Origin of the sequence: Variovorax sp. PMC12, from assembly GCF_003019815.1 — a bacterium.
Classification (GTDB): Bacteria; Pseudomonadota; Gammaproteobacteria; order Burkholderiales; family Burkholderiaceae_C; genus Variovorax.
The window spans coordinates 298,720-318,531 of the sequence record NZ_CP027774.1 but is presented as its reverse complement, the minus strand read 5'-3'; the positions used below and the strand labels follow the sequence as shown (position 1 = coordinate 318,531).

Here is a 19,812-nt window from a genome sequence, read left to right as displayed (position 1 = left end):
GGAAGAGGTGTTGTAAACAGTTGTCGCGACGCGCACGACGCGCGTCGGATGCGGGAACTGATTTCTTAACACGCGCAAGCCGGCGGTGGCGTCAGCCATTTCCTTCAGCACGCCGGGGCGCAGCGCCCTCGGCCCGGCAGTCAGGCCGCAGGCAGGTCGAGCTCGATCCAGGCGGGCGCGTGGTCGCTCGCGCCGGGACGTCCCCGCACGTCGCGGTCGACCCCGGCCGCGCGCAGCATGGGCGCCAGTTCCGCGTTCAGCAGCAGGTGGTCGATGCGCAGACCGGCATCCCTTGGGTAGCGGTTGCGCCAGTACGTCCAGAACGTGTAGGGCACGCGGTCGGGGTGGCAGGCGCGGATGGCGTCCGTCCATCCCTGCTTCATCAGCCGCGCGAAAGCCAGCCGGCTCTCCGGCTGCAGCAGCGCGTCCTCGCGCCAGGACGCGGGGTTGTAGATGTCGGCATCGGTGGGCACCACGTTGTAGTCGCCCGCCAGCACGACGGGCATGCCGCTGGAGAAAAGCTTCTTCGCATGCCGGTTGAACGCCTCGAACCACTGCAGCTTGTAGTCGAACTTCGGCCCGGGCTGCGGGTTGCCATTGGGCAGGTAGAGGCAGCCCACCACCACGCCGTGGACCACCGCTTCGACATAGCGGCTTTGCGGATCGTCGTCCATGCCCGGCAGGCCGCGTCCCGTTTCGATCGGCTCGCATCCGCGCGCGAGGATGGCCACGCCGTTCCACGCACGCTGCCCATGGGCGACCACGCCGTAGCCTGCGCTGCGGATCGCCTCCAGCGGCAGCTTCTCGTTCGGCGACTTGAGCTCCTGCAGGCAGGCGACGTCGGGCCGGGATTGCGCCAGCCACTCCAGAAGGCGTTCCAGGCGGCTTCCGATGCCGTTGACGTTGAAAGTGGCGATCTTCATCGTGGCGCTCCCCCAGGGAAGAAAAAGCGGATCTTCATCCCGCGCCGGTTGCACGTGCGTGGGACAAGGCATCCTCCCGGGCGGTGACAACGCTTGCAGCGCGGACTTGCGGGCTGGCCGACACCCCCTTTAGACGCACAGTCGCGCTCGGCGGCGGCCTACAGGCAGCAGCCGACAACGGTATACGGTTGCGGCACTCTTGTTCTCGGGACCGCCAGTGACAGACAGCACGCGATTCGAACCCTATACCCACTCAGCGGGCGGCTGGGGTTCCCTGAAGGCCGTGAGCACCTACCTGCTGCGCGAGCGAATTCCCATCGTCGGCGCGGAAGCGCTCTGGAAGCAGAACAAGCCCGGCGGGTTCGCCTGCGTGAGTTGCGCGTGGGCCAAGCCCGAGCATCCGCGTGCGGCGGAATTCTGCGAGAACGGTGCCAAGGCCACGGCGTGGGAGCTCACCGCCAAGCGTGCGCCCGCATCGTTCTTCCTCGAGCACACGGTAAGCAGCCTCCTGGCATGGAGCGACCACGACCTGGAAGCGCAGGGCCGCCTGACGGTGCCGATGAAATGGGATGCCGACTCCGACCGGTACCTGGAGATCGGCTGGCAGGAGGCCTTCGAAGGCATCGGCGCCGAGATGCGTGCCCTGCATGCACAGGATCCCGCATCGGTGGTTTTCTATGCCTCGGGCCGGGCCTCGCTGGAGGCCAGCTACATGTATCAATTGCTAGCGCGCCTGTACGGCAACAACAACCTGCCCGACAGCTCGAACATGTGCCATGAGAGCACCTCGGTGGCCTTGCCCGCGACCATCGGCGTGCCCGTGGGCACGGTCCGGCTGGACGACTTCGAGCTGTGCGATGCGATCTTCATCTTCGGCCACAACACGGGCGTGAGCAGTCCGCGCATGCTCCACCAGCTGCAGGACGCGCGCAAGCGCGGCGTGCCGATCGTCACGTTCAATCCGCTGCGCGAGCGGGGGCTCGTGGAGTTCGTGAACCCGCAGTCGCCCACCGAGATGCTCACACCGGCGAACACCCAGATCAGCACCCAATACCTGCAGGTGAAGAACGGCGGCGATCTCGCCGCGCTCACCGGCATGTGCAAGGCGCTGGTCGCGGCCGACGACGACGCCCTGGCGTCGGGCCGGGCGCGCGTGCTGGACGCGACGTTCATCGCCGAGCACACCGACGGCTTCGACACCTTCGCGGCCTTCCTGCGCGAAGCGTCCTGGGACGACATCGAGTCGGAGTCCGGGCTGTCGCGCGAAGCGCTCGAAGCCGCGGCCGCCACCTTCGCCGGCGCGAAGGCGGTGATCGGCATCTACGGCATGGGCCTCACGCAGCACCGCAAGGGCGTGGAGAACGTGCAGATGGTTTCCAACCTGCTGCTGCTTGGCGGACACATCGGTCGGCTGGGCGCAGGCATCTGTCCCGTGCGCGGCCATTCGAACGTGCAGGGGCAGAGGACCGTGGGCATCACCGAGAAGCCGGAACTGGCCCCCCTGGACAGGCTGGCGACGATGTACGGCTTCGAACCGCCGCGCGAAAAGGGTCTGAACACGGTCGAGACCTGCGAGGGCGTGTTCAAGGGACAGGTTCGCGCCTTCATCGGGCTGGGAGGCAACTTCGTGCGCGCGGTGCCCGATTCCGACCGGCTGGAGCCGGCATGGTGCAACCTGCAGCTGACCGTGCAGGTGGCCACCAAGCTCAACCGCAGCCACCTGGTGCATGGGAAGGTGTCGTACCTCCTGCCTTGCCGGGGCCGCATCGAGGTCGACCGCCAGCAAAGCGGCGAGCAGACCGTGGCGATGGAGGATTCGACCGGCGTGATGCACGCTTCCCGGGGCGTTGCGGAGCCGGCGGCGGCCACGCTGCTGTCGGAACCCGCCATCGTCGCCGGCATTGCCAAGGCCAGCCTGCCACCGAACCCGAAGGTCCCGTGGGACGGCTGGGTGGCGGACTATGCCCTGGTGCGCGACCACATCGCGCAGGCTTTCCCGGAGATCTTTCACGACTTCAACGAGCGCCTGAAGGCGCCCGGGGGCTTCCGTCGGCCGCTGCCCGCCAAGGAGCGCGTGTGGAAGACACCCAACCGCAAGGCCTGCTTCAAGGGCTATGGCAACCTGCGCGCCGATCCGGACACGCCCGAGACCGGCCCCGAGGTGCTGCGGCTCATGACGCTGCGCAGCGACGACCAGTTCAACACCACGATCTACAGCCTGGACGACCGTTTCCGCGGCGTCTACGGCACGCGCCGCGTGCTGCTGATGAACCACGACGACATCCGGCGGCTCGGCTTCGCGGAAGGCGACAGCGTGGACGTGCACACGGCCGTCGACGACGGCCATGCGCGAAGCGTCCGGGGGCTGCGCGTCACGCCCTACGACATCCCGGCGGGCTGCGCGGGCGGCTACTACCCCGAATGCAATCCGCTCGTGCCGCTGGCGCACCACGCCGAGCACAGCAAGGTGCCCGCTTCCAAGGCCATTCCGATCCGGCTGAGCCCGTCTGCGAATGCCTAACGAAGGCGCAGCCGCTCGCGGATTTGCTGCACACAGTTCCGGCGGGACCGACTCCGGATCGGGAAGAGGTCCTACGAGCCTGCTTTCAACGCATCGCGATCGTTCGATGAACCAACCCACGGAGACCCCCGATGACCACCAAGCGCGCCCAACCCGATGCATGCTCCCTGCTCGATGCAGACCACAAGAACGTCAAGAAGATGTTCGCCGCCTATGAGGAGCTCACCAAGTCAAGAGCCGCTTCCGCGCGCGACAAGCGCCGCGACCTCGCAATGCAGATCTGCATGGAGCTCACGGTGCATGCGCAGATCGAGGAAGAAATCTTCTATCCCGCGGCTCGCGCGGCGATCAAGGAGACGGATCTTCTGGATGAAGCGGAGGTCGAGCACGCGGGTGCGAAAGACCTGATCGCCCAGATCCAGGAAGCAGGCGAGGTGGACGACATGTTCGACGCGAAGGTCAAGGTCCTGGGCGAGTACATCGACCACCATGTGAAGGAGGAACGCAACGAACTCTTCCCGAAAGCGAGGGCGGCGCGCAAACTCGACCTGGTGGCGATGCGCGACGAACTCGCCGCCCGCAAGGAGGAATTGATGGCCGAGATGTCGGTCATGGCCTGAGGGACGTCTTTTTCCTGCCCGCTTCCCTTGCCGGCAAAGCGAGCCGCCCTCCGGGCGGCTTTGTCGCATGTTGACCGGAGCCCGACCGTATGCCCGACATGACCTCATCAGATTGGCAGTCCGCCGACGATCCCGTCGGCTCGATGCCCGACACCGCCAGCGCTTCGTATGCCCATCGGTCGCGCGTGCTGTCCGCCTTCGACCACTTCGCCAGCCGGGTGACGCGCTGGGCGGGCACGCCGCTGGCGTTCTGCATGGCGCTCTTGGCGGTGCTGTTGTGGGCACTCGTCGGCCCGCTGTTCCACTTTTCGGAGAACTGGCAGTTGGTGATCAACACGGGCACGACCATCGTGACCTTCCTGATGGTCTTCCTCATTCAGCAGAGCCAGAACAAGGACAGCGTCGCGCTGCATCTCAAGCTCAATGAACTGCTGGCAGCGAGCAAGGTCGCGAGCAATCGCATGATCGGCATCGAAGACCTGGACGAGCAGGATCTGCGCGAGGTCGCGGAGTTCTACGTGCGGCTTGCAGCACGTGCGCGCAACTCTGTCGCCTGCAAGGAGTGCCACTCGATCGACGAGCAGAATCTTGCGGAGCAGCGATCATGAAGTTCGCCGTTTTCCTGGTGGAGGACGAGCCTGTCATTCAGGAAAGCCTCAAGGTCGTGATCGAGGGTTTCCTGCGCGCGGAGGTCATCGGCGCGGCGCGTTCCGAAGCCGAAGCCGTGGCCTGGCTCCAGGCGAACGAAGGCGGCTGGCACCTGCTGGTGGTGGATCTGTTCCTCACGCAGGGATCGGGGCTCGGCGTGCTCGCCGCACTGGCGCAGTGCGCGCGAAGGGGCGCGGTGGTGGCATTGACCAATGCGGCGTCGCCTGGCAACCGCACCGCCTGCCTGCGGCTCGGTGCGGACGCGGTCTTCGACAAGGCCGCCGAGATCAACGAGTTCCTGAGCTACTGCGAGGCTGCCGCGAAGCGGCATCCGGGCCAGGCGCGCAGCCTGCCCTGAAGCGCACCCATGCCTGATCCCGAATTCGCCCCTGAGCGCTTCGTTCGCGTGCGCGGCGCGCGTGAACACAATCTGCGCAACGTGGATGTCGACATCCCGCGCGACGCGCTGGTGGTCTTCAGCGGCATCTCGGGCTCGGGCAAGTCGTCGCTCGCCTTTGGCACGCTCTATGCCGAAGCGCAGCGGCGCTATTTCGAATCGGTCGCACCGTATGCGCGCCGGCTGATCGACCAGGTGGGCGTGCCCGCGGTCGATGCCATCGACGGCCTGCCGCCGGCGGTGGCCCTGCAGCAGCAGCGCGGCACGCCGGGCGCCCGTTCGTCGGTGGGCAGCGTCACGACGCTGTCGAGCCTGCTGCGCATGCTCTATTCGCGGGCGGGCGACTACCCCGCGCGGCAACCCATGCTGTACGCGGAAGATTTCTCCCCGAACACGCCGCAAGGCGCCTGCCCGACCTGCCACGGCCTGGGCCGTGTCTTCGAGGTCACCGAGCAGTCGATGGTGCCCGACGACACGCTCACCATCCGCGAACGCGCGATCGCCGCCTGGCCGCCCGCGTGGCACGGGCAGAACCTGCGCGACATTCTGGTGACGATGGGCATCGACGTCGACAAGCCATGGCGCGAGCTGCCGAAAAAGACGCGCGACTGGATCCTCTTCACCGAGGAGCAGCCCACGGTGCCGGTGTATGCGGGCTTCACGCCGGCCGAGACGCGCGCCGCCCTGCGCAGCAAGATGGAGCCGAGCTACCAGGGCACCTTCATGGGGGCGCGAAAGTATGTGCTGCACACCTTCGCGACCACCCACAGCGCGTTGATGAAGAACCGCGTCGCGCGCTTCATGGTGGGTGGTGATTGCCCCCAGTGCCATGGCAAGCGGCTCAAGCCGGAGGCCCTGTCGGTACGCTTCGCGGGCCATGACATCGGCGAGATCGCGCGCATGCCGCTGCATCGGTTCGCGGATGTGCTGCGGCCCGTGGCACTCGGCGACGCCGCCGGCGCTGCGGCTCCGGGGCCGGTCCGGCGCGCCGCGCTTCGCACGGCCGGTGCGGGCGCGGGCAGCCATGCGAGCGCACCCGACGTGCGGCGCACGCCCAACCAGTCGCAGGAAAAGCGCATGGCCGCACAGCGCATCGCCCACGAGATGCTCGAGCGCGTGACCACGTTGCTCGAGCTGGGGCTGGGCTACCTGTCGCTCGACCGCAGCACGCCGACGCTCTCGCCCGGCGAACTGCAGCGCCTTCGGCTGGCCACGCAGATCCGCTCCAACCTCTTCGGCGTCGTGTATGTGCTCGACGAGCCCTCGGCCGGCCTGCATCCCGCGGACGGCGAGGCGCTGGTGCTCGCGCTCGAAACGCTCAAGCGATCGGGCAATTCGCTCTTCGTGGTCGAGCACGACCTCGACCTGATGCGGCGCGCCGACTGGCTGGTGGATGTGGGGCCGGGCGCGGGAGAAGAGGGCGGCGTCGTGCTCTACAGCGGGCCGCCCGAGGGCCTTCGCCATGTGGCGCAATCGCACACGGCCCGTTACCTGTTCTCGGCGCAGTCGGCGCCCGCCCGGGCGTCGCGCACGCCGAAGGGATGGCTGAAGCTGGAGGGCGTCACGCGCAACAACCTGTCGGGCGTGGCGGCTGCGTTCCCGCTCGGTGTGCTGAGCGCCGTGACCGGCGTGTCGGGCTCCGGCAAATCCAGCCTGGTCAGCCAGGCGCTGGTCGAACTGGTGGCCGCGCATTTGGGCCATGAGCCGCCGCCGGCAGAGGAAGAGCAGGGGGACGAGCCAGCGGTCGCGGGCCGCACGGGTGGACGCATCGTGCAGGGCATGGAGGGAATCCGGCGGCTGGTGCGCGTCGACCAGAAACCCATCGGCCGCACGCCGCGTTCCAACCTGGCGACCTACACCGGGCTCTTCGACCATGTGCGCAAGCTGTTTGCCGCCACCCGCGCCGCGAAGGCGCGTCGTTTCGACGCCGGGCGGTTTTCGTTCAACGTGGCCAAGGGCCGATGCCCGACCTGCGAGGGCGAGGGCTTCGTCAGCGTCGAACTGCTGTTCATGCCCAGCGTGTACGCGCCTTGCCCGGCCTGCCACGGCTCGCGCTTCAACGCGCAGACATTGAGCGTGCGCCTGCGCGGGCGCACCATCGCCGATGTGCTGGCGATGACGGTGGACGAGGCACACGCCTTCTTCGAAGCCGACGCGGCCATCGAGCGGCCGCTGCAATTGCTGAGGTCCATCGGACTGGGCTACCTGCGGCTGGGGCAGCCCGCCACGGAATTGTCGGGCGGCGAGGCGCAGCGCATCAAGCTCGCCACCGAACTGCAGCGGGCGCAACGTGGCGACGCGCTCTATGTGCTGGACGAGCCGACCACGGGCTTGCATCCCGCCGACGTCGACAAGCTGACCGCGCAGCTCAACAGCCTCGTGGATGCGGGCAACACCGTGATCGTGATCGAGCACGAGATGCGCCTGGTCGCGGGCTGCGACTGGGTGATCGACATGGGGCCCGGGGCCGGCGGGGAAGGGGGGCGCATCGTCGCCAGCGGAACGCCAGGCGACGTTGCAAAGAGCACGCAGGGCCGCACCGCCCCCTATCTGGCGCGCTGGACCGCATCCGGGCGCGGCTGACGGGCGCTCGGAATCGAGCGCATCAGGTCGGGCGCTTGTCCGACGGCAGCGTGTTCCTCGGCGGGTAATTTGAACGGCAGACACGCCTGATTCACACCCCCTGAAGGAGCACACCATGACGGATCCACTGCACGCCGGTCCCCGACCGCCTTTCCACACACCCGAACAATCTCCGCCCGGACTCGAGTCGAAGATGGAGCCGCGGCCCGACTTCGGCGAGTCTTCCTATGTCGGCAGCGGCAAGCTCCAGGGCAAGGCTGCGCTGATCACCGGTGGTGACAGCGGCATCGGCCGTGCCGTGGCGCTTGCCTTCGCGCGGGAGGGCGCCGACGTGCTGATCTCTTACCTGGCCGACGAAGAATCCGACGCGCAGGTGTGCAAGCAGCTTATCGAGCGCGAAGGCCGGGTGTGCGTGGCCGTGCCCGGCGACATCTGCGAGGAGGCGCATTGCAACCGGCTTGTCGCGACCGCCATCGAGCGCTTCGGCAAGCTCGACGTGCTCGTGAACAACGCCGCGTTCCAGATGAGCCACAAGGACCTGGGCGAGATCACGGCCGAAGAGTTCGACCGCACCTTCCGCACCAACGTCTACGCCAACTTCTTCCTTTGCAAGGCTGCCTCGGCGCACATGCGGCCGGGCAGCGCGATCATCAGCACCGCGTCGGTCAACGCGGACAAGCCCAATGCCACGCTCGTGGCCTACGCCGCGACCAAGGGCGCCATCCAGAACATGTCGGGCGGCATGGCGCAGTTGCTCGCGGAGAAAGGCATCCGCGTGAATTGCGTGGCGCCGGGGCCCTTCTGGACGCCGCTGATTCCCTCCACCATGCCGCCGGAGAAGGTCAAGGAGTTCGGCAAGCAGACGCCGATGAAGCGTCCCGGCCAGCCGGCGGAGCTGCAGGCCGTGTATGTGCTGCTGGCCTCCGACCAGGCGAGCTACATCTCGGGCGCGACCATACCGGTCACAGGCGGCGTGCCGTTCATCTGAGGCTTCGGGAGATGGCGGCAGGCCCATGTGCACTTCCTGCCTGCGCGCGCGAATGGCAACGACCTAGCCCGCTTGAAGGCGTCGTCCTACCCGGAAGGTCTCTCCGATTTCCTACATTGATTTCACCGGAGACGCACAGTGCACTCCGCAGATCAATCAACTCCGTGAGGGACATTCCCATGAAAAAACATCTTCTCGTTCTCGCCATCGCTTCTTCCTGCTTCGCCATGACCGCTGCCAACGCAGCCGACGGCATGACGAAGGATCAATACAAGGTCGCCAAGGAAAAGATCTCGGCCGACTACAAGGTGGCCAAGGCCAAGTGCGACGCGTTGAAGGACAACGCCAAGGACGTGTGCATGAAGGAAGCCAAGGGCACTGAAAACGTCGCCAAGGCCCAACTGGAGCAGGACTACAAGCCGAGCGCCAGCCACGCCAAGAAGGTCGCCGAAGAGACCGCCACCATGAACTACGAAGTGGCCAAGGAAAAGTGCGACGACCAGTCCGGCGATGCCAAGAGCGCCTGCGTGAACCAGGCGAAGGCCGATCACGACAAGGCCAAGGCCGACATCAAGGCCATGAAGAGCTGATTAGATTCAGCGACATCGGGGATTCGCCTGCACGCTGTGTAAATAGCCTGTAGCGGTCCCCAAAAAATGCCCTCCCGGCTTGAGCCCGGAGGGCATTTTTCATGGGCAGTCCGGCGTCTTTCTGCCGTGGCTTTTACCGCGCCAGCCGCTGGCCGAGGAAGAAGCGCAGCATCTCCCGGCTTGCATCGACGCCGTCGGGCTGCGTGTAGCTGCCTTGCGCACTGCCCCCCGACCAGGCGTGGCCCGCGCCGTGCAGGCGCCAATGCTCCGCCTGTCCGCGACCGGGCGATGCGGCGTAGCGCGTGCGGGTGTAGCGCCTGCCTGCCGGTGAACGGCCTTCGTCGACCGCCCCGGGTGCCGCGCCCGCGACGATGGCCAGGCCGTTGCTCGCATGCACCGTGGTGTCGGCGTCGCCATGAAAAACAATGGTGGGCGGCGAGGACATGTCGGGACCGGACCCGCTGGCCGCGGGCCCCGAGCGCATGGCGTTCAGCGCGCTCATCATGTCGTGCGCCGCGCCATGCGGCAGGCCCGAGTGCACGCCGATCGCCGCATAGATGTCCGGGTAGCAATGCCCGAGGATGTCGGCCATGGCACCGCCCGCCGACAGGCCGGCGACGTACACGCGCAGGCGGTCCGCGTCCTGCTGCGCGACGATGTGCTGCGTGAGCGCGGCCAGCAGCTCCGGCTCGCCGCGCCCGCGCTGCTGGTGCGGTGTCTTGAACCACTTCCAGCACTTCTGGCCGTGCGCGCGTTGCGTCTGCTCGGCGTAGACCACGATCGCGCCGCTGCCGCGTGCGTGCTCGTTCATTCGCGTGCCGGCTGCGAAGTCGGCCGCCGACTGCGTGCAGCCATGCAGCATCAGCACCACCGGGCGTGGCGTGGCGGCTTCGCCGGCGGCGCGCTTCGGCACGAAGAGCATGTAGTCGATGCTTCGGCCCTTGTGTGCGAAAGAGGCTCGGGTCCATACGTCCGCTTCGCCTTGCTCCTCGCGCGGCGGCGGGGTGTGTGCAGGCCGCTCGCGCTCGATCACTCGCGCCTCGACATCGATCACGTCGGTGTCGTCGGGCCCCGTCGCTGGCGCTGCGGGTCGCGCGTTCGCTTCCCCGCGCAGCGCGCGCTGGATGGCTTCCGTGGCCTTGGCCAGCTGCCCGGTGCGCGTGAGCTCGGCGGCTTCGTTCATCAGGCCGGAGAAAAGTGGATTCATGGTATGGGCCCGTGAGGTACCGGTGAGGTCAATGGACACGTCCCGCCAGCGCGGCTTTCACCGCGGGTGGAGCGTGGAATGCGCCGAGCACGGTCAGCGATTCGATGGTCGCCAGGGCCAGTGCGGGGGTTACGTCGGGCGCGATCACGGCCAGGCCGAGCACGCGGATCTGCAGCATCTCGCCCGCGGCGCGCACGGCCTCGAGATCCACCGCCGAGAAGCTCTGCAAGCCCAGCACCAGCGTCTTTCTCGACACCGCCTGGCGCAGCGCGTCGGCATGCGAAGCCAAGTGGGTGCGGATCGCCGTGCGGATGAAATCCGTGCGATTCGAGTAGAAGCCCTCGGCCACCAGCAGGTCGATGTGGCCGAGGTCCACGAAGCCCATGTTGATGGTGATCTTCTCGGACTCGGGGGCTTTGGCGAGAGGGAGTTTGGGCGAGGTTGTCGGTGACATGCGCCATTCTAGCGCCATCCATATGGATGGTCTATGGATGTTTTTGGGATGGTGCAACGGCGTTCCGGCTCAGACTTTCCTCCAGCTGCGGCCGTCGACCGTGCGATAGGTGCCGCCTGTGGCGCAGCAGCCACCGGCACCGAAGGCCCGGCGCCCGAGCGTCGCGGTCAATGCGGTGCCATCGAAAGACAGCGACTGCCGTTCGCAGGAGGTCCAGAACGGATAGGGGTCGGGCTTGAGGACGCTTGTCCAACGGACCTCGCGGCCCGCGAGGTATTCGACCTGGAACACCTCGCAGTCATGGACCAGGAAATGCGCGGGCGCGCCGGCGAGGCGGCCTTGGAACACCTGCCCGGCGGGCGCGTCACGCGTGAAGACGGCTTCGGGGCTCAGCGCCGGCGGTGCGGCCGGTGCCGTAGACACGTCGCAGCCCGACAGCGCGCACACAGCCAACAAAGCGCAAAGAATTCGATCCGTATGGCTCATGGGCAGCGAGCATGCCATCGGTCAGGGCCGGCAACGGCGCGAGGGCGCCGAGCGCTAGAGCCTGTTCAACTGCTCGAGAAAATCCAGCAGTCCGTCGATCTCGGTCGATTTGTCGAAGACCGCATCTGCTCCCAGCAGCAACGCGCGGCGACGAACTTCCTCGGTCGCATAGTTCGAGAAGATGACGACCCGCTGGTGCGGCAGCCGCGCCCGGCAGCGGTCGACGACGTTGAGGCCCGAGCCTTCACGCAGGAAGAGGTCGACGACGGCGACGTCCCAGTGGGCATCGTGTGCGTCGAGCCACGCCATGGCTTCGGCTTCGGTCTCCGCGAAGCCGCCCACACGCGCTGCGGACAGGCTCTCGATGGTCGGAATGAGGTTGTCTCGAATGACTTGGTTGTCCTCGACGAGGAACGCAGTGACAGGCATGGTCCGTGCGCAACGATGCCGTTCAGACGGTCGCGGCAGGCGGCGCCAGCAGCGGCGCCGCCGTGACCTCGGCGATGCGCTGCGCCACGGCATTCAGCAACGCGCCCGCGAATCCGCCCGGCGCCCGCGCATCGGTGCGCGCGCTGGTCACCACGCGGGGCCGCGAACTCCATGCGACGCGCCGACCCGCCTTGACCAGCGCATCGACGAGCTCGGTATCTTCGCTGCATGCCAGGTGCCTGAAGCCGCCCACGCTGCGGTAGGCCTCGGCAGACACGCCGAGGTTCGCGCCGTGCACATGGCGGTGGTCCTCGCGATCGAAATACGTCTGCTGGAAGTGCGCCTGCAGCAGATCGGCATGGCACCCGTGGGGAGACCAGTCCTGCACGCACACCGTGCCGCAGACCACGTCGGCCTGCAACGACAGCTGGCTGGCCAGCCACTCTTCGGAAACCAGGGTGTCCGCGTCGGTGAAGGCCAGCCATCTCGCCGCGCGCGACAGCATGACCTGCGCGCCCACGGCGCGGGCCAGGCCCACATTGCGCGCTCGCACGCTCACGGTCGCGGCACCGGCGTTCGCGGCCAGCACGCCGGTCGCGTCGGTGCAGTCGTCGAGCACCACGATCGTTTCCACCGGCTCGCCCATGAGTGCCGGATGTCGCGCGGCCAGCCGCGTGGCCGCCAGGCAATCGCGAATGACCTGCTCTTCGTTGTGCGCCGGGATGACGATGCCGATCATGGTGGGGCCCTCAATGGTGTTGCTGTTTTGGTGGAATCGACGATGTGAATCCGCAAGATAGATTCACGGTCAAGGGGGCCGCGTCAGGCGACAAGCGGCGGGGCTGTAGGCGGCCTTCATGAAGCCCGCCCGCAAGAGGCGCCGAAGCGGGCCCACCTACAGGCGTTCCACATGCGCCCCGACACACGGTGCGAGCCGCGAACTGCCCAATGGCATCTCGACAAGTTGTCGACATGAAGCAGGAGAGCGAAATGGAACCGATGAAGCCCATGAAGCCCATGAAGAACATGGCCCCCATGAAGCCGATGGAGCCGCCGGACAGCAGCTGGTGGCCCGGCGGCCTGTCCGACCCCTCGAGCACCGGCAGCCAGAACGGCGTGAGCTACGCCTTCTTCGCGCAGCAGCGGCGGCTGGTCGTGAAACAGAATGGCACCGTCAGGCAGTACGACACGGAAGGGCACCGCATCACCGGCGTGAGCCAGCAGCAACAGAACGCCGAAGGCGGCGCTCCGACCTTCGCCAGCCAGGACGGACCGGTGAAGCTTTCGTCGCTGAAGGAGGTCTGACCCTCTCGTCGCGCCGCGACGCCGCCGTGCCCGGGCCTCAATCGATGAAGGACGCCAGCTCGCCGGGCGTGCCGGCGGGAAATGCCTCTTTCAGGAAGTCCAGGAATGCTGAAACGCGGGAGCTCAGCAGCCTGCGCGACGGATAGAGCACCCACAGTGCGATTTCGGGCCCTTCGACATCGCCCCAGTGCACCAGTCTGCCGGCGCTCAGGTCGTGAGCGACCAGCGACAGCGGCAGCTGCGCCGTTCCCACGCCCGCCCTGACAGCGTCGCGAACCATGAACAACGAGGACAGGCGCAGCACAGGTTCCACGGCGATGCGCCGCCTGCCGGACGCGGCGGCCACCTCCCAGCTCGGATGCGAGGCCGCCGCCCCGCCCGCGCGCACCACGGCCGGGGCGGCCGCGGTGCCCTTCGGGCGGGCGAGCGCCGGGCTCGCCACCACCACGAGCCGGTCACGCAGGAAGATTCGGCCCACCAGCCGCGCGTCGGGGTCCGGGTTCACGCGGATCACCAGGTCGTAACCCTCTTCCACCATGTCGACCGGCCGGTCCTCGGTGGTGACCTCCAGGTGCACGTCCCTGTGTTTCAGGGCGAAGCCGGCGGCGAGCTTGCCCATCGCGGCTTGCGAGAACAGCAGCGGCGCGCTCACCCTCAGCCTGCCGCGCGGCGCTCCGCCGCCAGAGGCGATCTGCGCCGCGGTTTCGTCGAGTTCGGTCAGCAATACCGATGTCCGCTCGTAGAGGGCGCGGCCTTCTTCGGTGAGCTTCAGGGTGCGGGCGCCCCTCTCGAACAGCCGCAGGTCGAGCGCGCTTTCCAGGTCGGCGACGCGGCGCGAAAGGGTCGCCTTGGGCCGCCCGGATTCCCGGGCCGCGCGCCCGAAACCGCCGTGACGCGCCACCAGGTTGAAGTCGGTGAGGGCGAGGAAGTCCATGTGTTCCATAAGTGAGACGAGGTGTCCAAATATATGGGCTATCGGTCCATCGATGGAACTTTGAAGATCGAGGCTCCTTCAACGAACCGGAGTTCTTCCATGACCATCCTCATCACTGGCGCCAGCGGCGCCATCGGCCGCCAGGTCGTTCAACATCTCGTCGACCGCGGTGCCGCGGTGCGTGCGCTCGTGCGCGATCCTTCCAAGGTCGCGTTCCCGGCCGGCGTGGAGGTCGTGCAGGGCGACCTGCTGGACGTGCAGGCAACGCGCCGAGCCCTGGCGGGGGTGTCGACTCTGTTCCTGCTCAACGGCGTCGTGCCCGACGAATTCACGCAGGCACTCGTCACGCTCAACCTGGCGCGCGAGGCGGGGATCGCGCGCGTCGTCTACCTGTCGGTGATCCACAGCGACAAGTACCTCAACGTTCCCCATTTCGCGGGCAAGTTCGGCGTGGAGCGCATGCTCGAGCAGATGGGCTTCGGCGCCACCATCCTGCGCCCGGCTTACTTCATGCAGAACGACCTCACGGTCAAGGATGTCGTGCTCGGGCATGGCGTCTATCCGATGCCGGTCGGCGGCAAGGGTCTCGCGATGATCGACACGCGCGACATCGCGCAGATCGCCGCCATCGAACTGCTGCGGCGCGACGCGTCGCAACCGCTGCCGCTGCAGCGCATCAACCTGGTGGGCCCCGACACGCTGACGGGCGCCGACGTCGCCGGCCTGTGGTCGGCCGCGTCGGGTCGCCCGATTGCGTACGGCGGCGACGACACGGCCGCCTTCGAGAAGAGCCTGCTGAACTTCATGCCGGGCTGGATGGCCTACGACATGCGCCTCATGAGCGAACGCTTCCTGTCGGAGGGAATGATCCCCGAGGCCGGCGACGTGGAGCGCCTCACCGCGCTGCTGGGGCGTCCCCTGCGCTCGTACCGCGATTTCGCTTCCGAGGTCTGCGCGGCGGCCTGAGCGCCGCGCCGGCCCAGCCACGCACACGAAAGGATCCCACCATGATCTATCCATCCGCCACCGAGAAGGTGCCTGGCCGCGAGCAGGCGATGCGCGACGCCGCGGACCAGGGCCGCCGCCGGAGCGTCCTGGTGCTCGGCGCCACCGGCGGCACGGGCCGGCTGATCGTCCAGCAGGCGCTGGCACGCGGGCATGACGTCCACGCGCTGGTGCGCTCGCCCGAGAAGGCGACCGGGCTGGAGGGCGCAACGCTCACTTTCGGGGACGCCCGCGACGAACGGGCGTTGCGCACCGCCCTCGAGGGCAGGGATGCCGTCGTCAGTGCGCTGGGCACGCCGGCCAGCCCGTTGTGGGAGGTGACCCTGCTCTCCGCCGCGACGCGTGCCCTCGTCGGCGCCATGCGCGCGGAAAGCGTCAGGCGGCTTGTCTGCATCACCGGCATGGGTGCCGGGGACAGCGCCGGGCACGGCGGCTTCTTCTTCGACCGGCTGATCTTTCCCGCGCTGCTGCGCAAGGTCTACGACGACAAGAACCGGCAGGAAGCGCTGGTGCGGCAGAGCGGGCTGGACTGGGTGCTGGTGCGGCCGTCGGTGCTCAACGACAAGGCCTCCGGACCGGTGGTCCGTGCCTTCACGGATCTCTCCGGCTTCCATGGGGGAACCATCGCAAGGGCGGACGCCGCGCGCTTCGTGCTGGACCAGGTAAACAGCGACGCCTGGCTGCACCGTTCACCCCTGATCTCCTGGTGAAGGCCGGCGTCAGGCCGCCTGCGCGCATGCCGGCAGCGACTTCCGCACGGCGGCGGCGCGCGCCATCGACCGGCGCAGCGCCGTCACATAGTCCGGATGAAAGCAGCGTTCGCTTCCATCGTCGAACCCCACCGTGACCGAGCTGCCGTCCGACGCCACCACCGTGCCCCGGCCGAAGCGCCGGACCTTCACGGCGTCGCCGGCGCAAAAGGCCGACAGCGCCGGCGAGGCCTGTTGCGCGTTGCCGGCGCTCACGACGATGGGTTGGGCCATGGCCGCCTCATGCGCCGCAATGCGCCGGCAGTTGTCGCACGTGCCGCAGCGCCGCATGCGCGCGGACTCGTCCAGATCGCCCAGCAGCATCTGCCATCGGCACTGGCCGGACTGCGCGTACGCCACCATGCGTTCGAGCGTCTCGCGGTCCTGCGCGCGCCGCTGCGTGTAGGTCTCGAGCAAGGCGCGCAGGTCGGCGTCGGTGATCTCGGTCTTGCGCACCGACAGGCGTGCGCGCCGGTCGGCCCTGAGCACCTGTGCCTGCTTGAGCAGCGCGATGCCGGCCTGCAGCCGGGTGCGTGGCTGCTCCAGCGCGTCGAGCAGGCGGGCGGCCGTCCAGCCCGCGGGATCGGGCGGTGACGCCAGCAATTGCCGGTGGATCGCGTCGAGGTCCTCGAGCTGCGGATACTTGCCGGCAAGAAAGAACTGCTGCACCGTCCGGTCCTTGGCGTGGAAGAGCAGGGTGCAGCGCGCGCGCTCGCCGTCGCGCCCGGCGCGTCCGGCTTCCTGGTAGTACGCGTGCAGGCTCGAGGGCATCTGGCCATGCAGCACGAAGCGGATGTCGGGCTTGTCGATGCCCATGCCGAACGCATTGGTGGCCACCATGACCCGCACCTCGCCCGCCATGAAGGCCTCCTGCGCAGCGGTGCGCTCGCGCGAACCGAGCTTGCCGTGATAGAGCGCCGCGGCCACGTCGCGTGCCTTCAGCGCATCGAAGATGCGCTCGGCGGCCTTCACCGTCGCCGCATACACGATGCCGCTGCCTGTCTCCTGCGCCACCAGCTCGACGGTGCGGCGCAAACGCTCGTCCTCGTCGGCCAGCTGCTCGACCGCAAACTGCAGGTTGTCGCGGTAGGCGCCCGTATCGACCAGGCCCGTGCGGGGAATGCCCAGCTGCTTCATCACGTCGGCAACCACCTCTTCGCCGGCCGTGGCCGTCAGCGCCAGCACGGCCGGGCTGCGCAGCGCCTTGATGGACGGTCCGATCTCCAGGAAGGCGGGGCGAAAATCGTGCCCCCATTGCGAAATGCAATGCGCCTCGTCCACGACGACCAGCGCCGTCGGATGCGCACCCAAGCGCCGGAGAAAATCGGGCTCCGCCAGCCGCTCGGGCGTCGTCAGCACGATCCGCGCGCTGCCGTCGGCGATGTCGCGCTCGGCCTGCGCAACTTCCTCGGCGCCGAGCGCGCTGTTGACCTGCACCGCGTGGATGCCCAGCTGCCGCATCCGGTCGCACTGGTCTTTCATGAGCGCGATGAGCGGCGACACCACCACTGTCTTGCCCTCGAGCAGCAGCGCGGGCAATTGGTAGCACAGCGACTTGCCCGCGCCCGTGGGCATCACGGCGAGTGTCGGCAAGCCTGCCATGACGCGCTCGATCACCTCGGCCTGGCCGCGGCGCAGATGCCGGTGGCCGAAGACGCCGTGCAATACCTGCCGCACGCTGCCGTGGATGCCCTTCGCCTTCGTATGGCCTGCCATCAGATTTCCTCGGCGTCGCTGTCGTCCCCCTCATCCCCTGCGTCCTGCTCGCCTTCGGCCGCAAGCTCGTCGGCGCGTGCCGCATCGGGGTCGTCGATGGAGGTCGACGCTTCGAAGGCGTCATCGGGAAAGACGCCCACCCGGTCGGGCAGGATGTCCGCGTTGGTGGCTTCCTCGAAGCCGGCCTCGCCACCTTCGTTGGCCGCGTGGTCGCCCGTGCCCAGGGCATCGCTGCCGCTGTCGCTCGAGTCGCTGGGGCCCAGGCTTTCTTCGTCGGTTCCCTTGGGGTCGAGGGGCGGGCGTTCGCCGCCCAGGATGCTGCTGGTCGCCATGGTCAGGTTCCTCGCGTCGGGTTGGAGGCGTTCGCCTTCCGGTCGATTTCCTGCTCGGCCTGCAGCCAGTCCTGCTCTTCGCTGCCGGCGCCGCCGCCTTCTCGCTCACGCCGCTGGTAGGCGTCGTAGGCGGCGCGCCGGATCGCTTCCTCGCGCGAGACTTCGCCGGGCGCGTCATCCGGCGCGTTGCCTTGGCCTGCACCGGGCTCGCGATTGGGCGCCGGCGTCAGGTCCTCGGTCAGGCCGAACGCCGCGGAGTCGTCCTGCTTCGTGGCGGCCACGTTTTTGCGCTTGTCCTGCATGCGCTCGGTCGGACCGGGACCGGACACGTCCTCGCCCGCGGCGGTCTTCCTGCCGGTGAAGCTCTTGCCCGCTCCCATGTTGTCGACGCCGCCGCTGGTGGCGGGGCGGGTTCCGTCGCCGGAACCGCTGACGAGGGTATCGCTCATGTCGTTCTCCTGTGTGCTGGTGTTCAGAGGTGCCGGCCAAGGGCCGTCGAGGGCCGTGCACGTCTGAAGATTCGAGCGCACGGGGATGCCCCGGCGTAGGCGCACTTCAGCACTGGCTGTATGAGATTGGAGTTCGTTGCGCCGCCGACCGCACGTGCCGCACGGCCCGGGACACCCGATGATCAGGCGTCGTCGCCCGGGTTCAGCGGAAGGCGAACGCTGAACTCGCTGCCATGGCCCTTGCCGTCGCAGCGCACATCCACGAAGCCGCCGTGCGCGTGGACCAGATCCCTGACCAGCGACAGCCCGACGCCGAAGCCGCCTTCGGAGTTCTGCGGATTCTCCTGGGTGAACAGCTCGAAGATCACCGGCAGCAGGGACGGATCGATGCCGATGCCGGTGTCCTCCACCCTGATCACCGCGTGGTCGATCTCGACCGTGCAGCGCAGCCAGATGCTGCCGCCCGGCGGGGTGTACTTGATGGCGTTGTGAAGCAGGTTGAACACGATCTGGTGAACCCGCTGCCGGTCCGCCACCACCGGCACGGGCACGGGCGGCACCAGCACCGAGACCACGTGCTGCTTCTTGTTCGCCTCCGAGAGCACGACGGCCGCGATCTTCTCGATCTCCGCCCCGAGGTCGAAGCGCGTCTTGCTCAGGCTGAGCTTGCCTGCGCCGAAGCGCACCACCTCGGCCAGGTCTTTCATCATCCGCTCCAGCAGGATGATCTGGTGATTGACCACGCCTGCCGGGCCGGCCAGTTCATCGGTCACCAGCCCCTTCCTGGCCATGATCTCGGCGGCCATGCCCATCGGCCCGAGGGCGTTGCGCACTTCGTGCACCAGCCGGCCGAAGAATGCGTCGCGCCCGTGGATCGCATCGTGCGCGCCCTGCAGCCGGTTCTCCGTGGTCTCGATCTGCGCGCGCAGGTTGGTGCGGTCCGCCATCACCTTCACGAACCCGACATGCACGCCCTGTTCCCGCAGCGCGACCATGCTGCCGGTGACCCAGATGCGCGCCCCGTCCTTGCGCAGATGCCAACGGTCGTCTTCCGAGCGGTTCGCGGAAACCGCGACCTGGCGCTCGAGCGCGGGCAGGCCCAGGGCGCGGTCCTCGGCCACGAACAACACATCGATGGGCTGCCCCACGATGTCGTCTTCGGCATAGCCGAAGAGCGCCGCAGCGGCACCTCGCCAGGCGGTGATCGTGCCCGCCGTGTCGAGCACGGCGAACGCGATGTCCGGCGACTGCTGCCAGAGAAGGACCGCAGCCCGTGCAGGGTCGACGGGCGTCGCGGTGGCCCGCGCACCGTTCGCAGGGGGGGTGTGAGGTGCTTCCTCGTCGGGCGTGGTCATCGACCCATCGTAGACACGGCGCGTGCGCCCCGCGTCAGCGCGCTTACCGCGCGCCGTGCGGCGGCCTCCTACATGGAGGCTTCGGATGCACGCCCAGCATCGCCCGCTCACTTCACGAGCC

At 68.0% G+C, this 19,812-nt stretch carries 21 protein-coding genes; 10 read left to right on the top strand and 11 right to left on the bottom strand.

Translation table 11 applies throughout. The annotated features are described in order from the left end of the window. Positions 1–140: 140 nt before the first annotated feature. Positions 141–923, bottom strand: a complete 783-nt coding sequence (locus C4F17_RS28965; RefSeq protein WP_081271033.1) for an exodeoxyribonuclease III — start codon at positions 921–923, stop codon at positions 141–143. Positions 924–1,140: 217 nt separating this feature from the next. Here C4F17_RS28965 and C4F17_RS28960 point away from each other — a divergent pair, with 217 nt between their 5' ends. From C4F17_RS28960 to C4F17_RS28930, 7 genes are all read left to right on the top strand, one after another. Then, positions 1,141–3,444: an FdhF/YdeP family oxidoreductase gene (locus C4F17_RS28960; protein WP_106937924.1), complete on the top strand. Its 2,304-nt coding sequence runs from the start codon at positions 1,141–1,143 to the stop codon at positions 3,442–3,444. Positions 3,445–3,575: 131 nt separating this feature from the next. After that, positions 3,576–4,064, top strand: a complete 489-nt coding sequence (locus C4F17_RS28955; RefSeq protein ID WP_106937923.1) for a hemerythrin domain-containing protein — start codon at positions 3,576–3,578, stop codon at positions 4,062–4,064. 98 nt (positions 4,065–4,162) lie between these two features. Next, positions 4,163–4,672, top strand: coding sequence for a low affinity iron permease family protein (locus tag C4F17_RS28950; protein ID WP_106938495.1), 510 nt, complete (start codon positions 4,163–4,165; stop codon positions 4,670–4,672). After that, a complete protein-coding gene (locus C4F17_RS28945) occupies positions 4,669–5,070 on the top strand; it encodes a response regulator (RefSeq protein ID WP_106937922.1) in 402 nt (133 codons plus the stop codon). The genes C4F17_RS28950 and C4F17_RS28945 overlap by 4 nt, the downstream gene beginning before the upstream one ends. A 9-nt stretch (positions 5,071–5,079) precedes the next feature. After that, positions 5,080–7,692: an excinuclease ABC subunit UvrA gene (locus C4F17_RS28940; RefSeq protein ID WP_106937921.1), complete on the top strand. Its 2,613-nt coding sequence runs from the start codon at positions 5,080–5,082 to the stop codon at positions 7,690–7,692. A 115-nt stretch (positions 7,693–7,807) separates the two neighbouring features. Next, entirely contained in the window at positions 7,808–8,680 is an 873-nt protein-coding gene (locus C4F17_RS28935) for a glucose 1-dehydrogenase (RefSeq protein ID WP_106937920.1), read from the top strand. A 179-nt stretch (positions 8,681–8,859) separates the two neighbouring features. Beyond that, positions 8,860–9,270, top strand: coding sequence for a hypothetical protein (locus tag C4F17_RS28930; RefSeq protein ID WP_081271026.1), 411 nt, complete (start codon positions 8,860–8,862; stop codon positions 9,268–9,270). A gap of 133 nt (positions 9,271–9,403) precedes the next feature. Here the strand turns inward: C4F17_RS28930 and C4F17_RS28925 are convergent, their stop codons facing one another. The 5 genes from C4F17_RS28925 to C4F17_RS28905 form a co-directional block, all read right to left on the bottom strand. After that, complete coding sequence (locus C4F17_RS28925) at positions 9,404–10,477, bottom strand: extracellular catalytic domain type 1 short-chain-length polyhydroxyalkanoate depolymerase (protein ID WP_106937919.1); 1,074 nt, start codon at positions 10,475–10,477, stop codon at positions 9,404–9,406. 28 nt (positions 10,478–10,505) lie between these two features. Beyond that, entirely contained in the window at positions 10,506–10,931 is a 426-nt protein-coding gene (locus tag C4F17_RS28920) for a CopG family transcriptional regulator (protein ID WP_106937918.1), read from the bottom strand. Positions 10,932–11,000: 69 nt separating this feature from the next. Continuing rightward, positions 11,001–11,417 carry a hypothetical protein gene (locus C4F17_RS28915; RefSeq protein ID WP_106938494.1) on the bottom strand — a complete coding sequence of 139 codons (417 nt, stop codon included), beginning with the start codon at positions 11,415–11,417 and terminating at the stop codon, positions 11,001–11,003. A 54-nt stretch (positions 11,418–11,471) separates the two neighbouring features. Then, on the bottom strand, positions 11,472–11,846 hold the full coding sequence (locus C4F17_RS28910) for a response regulator (RefSeq protein WP_106937917.1): 375 nt from the start codon (positions 11,844–11,846) through the stop codon (positions 11,472–11,474). A gap of 22 nt (positions 11,847–11,868) precedes the next feature. Continuing rightward, positions 11,869–12,585 (bottom strand): glycosyltransferase, encoded by a 717-nt coding sequence (locus tag C4F17_RS28905; RefSeq protein ID WP_106937916.1) that lies wholly within the window; start codon positions 12,583–12,585, stop codon positions 11,869–11,871. A gap of 251 nt (positions 12,586–12,836) precedes the next feature. Here C4F17_RS28905 and C4F17_RS28900 point away from each other — a divergent pair, with 251 nt between their 5' ends. Next, positions 12,837–13,151 carry a hypothetical protein gene (locus C4F17_RS28900; protein WP_172839955.1) on the top strand — a complete coding sequence of 105 codons (315 nt, stop codon included), beginning with the start codon at positions 12,837–12,839 and terminating at the stop codon, positions 13,149–13,151. Positions 13,152–13,188: 37 nt separating this feature from the next. Here C4F17_RS28900 and C4F17_RS28895 read toward each other — a convergent pair whose 3' ends face one another. After that, positions 13,189–14,085, bottom strand: coding sequence for a LysR family transcriptional regulator (locus C4F17_RS28895; RefSeq protein ID WP_106938493.1), 897 nt, complete (start codon positions 14,083–14,085; stop codon positions 13,189–13,191). Between the two features lie 99 nt (positions 14,086–14,184). On the opposite strand from C4F17_RS28895, the gene C4F17_RS28890 reads away from it, so the two are divergent. Both C4F17_RS28890 and C4F17_RS28885 read left to right on the top strand, forming a co-directional pair. Continuing rightward, positions 14,185–15,051 carry an SDR family oxidoreductase gene (locus C4F17_RS28890; RefSeq protein ID WP_106937915.1) on the top strand — a complete coding sequence of 289 codons (867 nt, stop codon included), beginning with the start codon at positions 14,185–14,187 and terminating at the stop codon, positions 15,049–15,051. A 41-nt stretch (positions 15,052–15,092) separates the two neighbouring features. Continuing rightward, positions 15,093–15,800 (top strand): NAD(P)-dependent oxidoreductase, encoded by a 708-nt coding sequence (locus C4F17_RS28885; RefSeq protein WP_106937914.1) that lies wholly within the window; start codon positions 15,093–15,095, stop codon positions 15,798–15,800. A gap of 9 nt (positions 15,801–15,809) precedes the next feature. Here C4F17_RS28885 and C4F17_RS28880 read toward each other — a convergent pair whose 3' ends face one another. From C4F17_RS28880 to C4F17_RS28865, 4 genes are all read right to left on the bottom strand, one after another. Next, positions 15,810–17,555 carry a RecQ family ATP-dependent DNA helicase gene (locus C4F17_RS28880; RefSeq protein WP_106937913.1) on the bottom strand — a complete coding sequence of 582 codons (1,746 nt, stop codon included), beginning with the start codon at positions 17,553–17,555 and terminating at the stop codon, positions 15,810–15,812. After that, entirely contained in the window at positions 17,555–17,887 is a 333-nt protein-coding gene (locus C4F17_RS28875; protein WP_081271019.1) for a hypothetical protein, read from the bottom strand. Before C4F17_RS28875 ends, C4F17_RS28880 begins: the two co-directional genes overlap by 1 nt. A 2-nt stretch (positions 17,888–17,889) precedes the next feature. Continuing rightward, entirely contained in the window at positions 17,890–18,336 is a 447-nt protein-coding gene (locus C4F17_RS33005; RefSeq protein WP_159053768.1) for a DUF2934 domain-containing protein, read from the bottom strand. 182 nt (positions 18,337–18,518) lie between these two features. After that, the gene (locus C4F17_RS28865) at positions 18,519–19,691 is read right to left on the bottom strand and encodes a PAS domain-containing sensor histidine kinase (protein WP_106937912.1); all 1,173 of its coding nucleotides are present in this window, start codon (positions 19,689–19,691) and stop codon (positions 18,519–18,521) included. Positions 19,692–19,812 lie beyond the last annotated feature (121 nt).

Excerpts from the sequence above, each read along its gene's own strand:
- C4F17_RS28965 (WP_081271033.1), bottom strand. The coding sequence starts at position 923 with ATGAAGATCGCCACTTTCAACGTCAACGGCATCGGAAGCCGCCTGGAA.
- C4F17_RS28955 (WP_106937923.1), top strand. The coding sequence starts at position 3,576 with ATGACCACCAAGCGCGCCCAACCCGATGCATGCTCCCTGCTCGATGCA.
- C4F17_RS28950 (WP_106938495.1), top strand. The coding sequence starts at position 4,163 with ATGACCTCATCAGATTGGCAGTCCGCCGACGATCCCGTCGGCTCGATG.
- C4F17_RS28945 (WP_106937922.1), top strand. The coding sequence starts at position 4,669 with ATGAAGTTCGCCGTTTTCCTGGTGGAGGACGAGCCTGTCATTCAGGAA.
- C4F17_RS28940 (WP_106937921.1), top strand. The coding sequence starts at position 5,080 with ATGCCTGATCCCGAATTCGCCCCTGAGCGCTTCGTTCGCGTGCGCGGC.
- C4F17_RS28935 (WP_106937920.1), top strand. The coding sequence starts at position 7,808 with ATGACGGATCCACTGCACGCCGGTCCCCGACCGCCTTTCCACACACCC.
- C4F17_RS28930 (WP_081271026.1), top strand. The coding sequence starts at position 8,860 with ATGAAAAAACATCTTCTCGTTCTCGCCATCGCTTCTTCCTGCTTCGCC.
- C4F17_RS28925 (WP_106937919.1), bottom strand. The coding sequence starts at position 10,477 with ATGAATCCACTTTTCTCCGGCCTGATGAACGAAGCCGCCGAGCTCACG.
- C4F17_RS28920 (WP_106937918.1), bottom strand. The coding sequence starts at position 10,931 with ATGTCACCGACAACCTCGCCCAAACTCCCTCTCGCCAAAGCCCCCGAG.
- C4F17_RS28915 (WP_106938494.1), bottom strand. The coding sequence starts at position 11,417 with ATGAGCCATACGGATCGAATTCTTTGCGCTTTGTTGGCTGTGTGCGCG.
- C4F17_RS28910 (WP_106937917.1), bottom strand. The coding sequence starts at position 11,846 with ATGCCTGTCACTGCGTTCCTCGTCGAGGACAACCAAGTCATTCGAGAC.
- C4F17_RS28905 (WP_106937916.1), bottom strand. The coding sequence starts at position 12,585 with ATGATCGGCATCGTCATCCCGGCGCACAACGAAGAGCAGGTCATTCGC.
- C4F17_RS28900 (WP_172839955.1), top strand. The coding sequence starts at position 12,837 with ATGGAACCGATGAAGCCCATGAAGCCCATGAAGAACATGGCCCCCATG.
- C4F17_RS28895 (WP_106938493.1), bottom strand. The coding sequence starts at position 14,085 with ATGGACTTCCTCGCCCTCACCGACTTCAACCTGGTGGCGCGTCACGGC.
- C4F17_RS28890 (WP_106937915.1), top strand. The coding sequence starts at position 14,185 with ATGACCATCCTCATCACTGGCGCCAGCGGCGCCATCGGCCGCCAGGTC.
- C4F17_RS28885 (WP_106937914.1), top strand. The coding sequence starts at position 15,093 with ATGATCTATCCATCCGCCACCGAGAAGGTGCCTGGCCGCGAGCAGGCG.
- C4F17_RS28880 (WP_106937913.1), bottom strand. The coding sequence starts at position 17,555 with ATGGCAGGCCATACGAAGGCGAAGGGCATCCACGGCAGCGTGCGGCAG.
- C4F17_RS28875 (WP_081271019.1), bottom strand. The coding sequence starts at position 17,887 with ATGGCGACCAGCAGCATCCTGGGCGGCGAACGCCCGCCCCTCGACCCC.
- C4F17_RS33005 (WP_159053768.1), bottom strand. The coding sequence starts at position 18,336 with ATGAGCGATACCCTCGTCAGCGGTTCCGGCGACGGAACCCGCCCCGCC.
- C4F17_RS28865 (WP_106937912.1), bottom strand. The coding sequence starts at position 19,691 with ATGACCACGCCCGACGAGGAAGCACCTCACACCCCCCCTGCGAACGGT.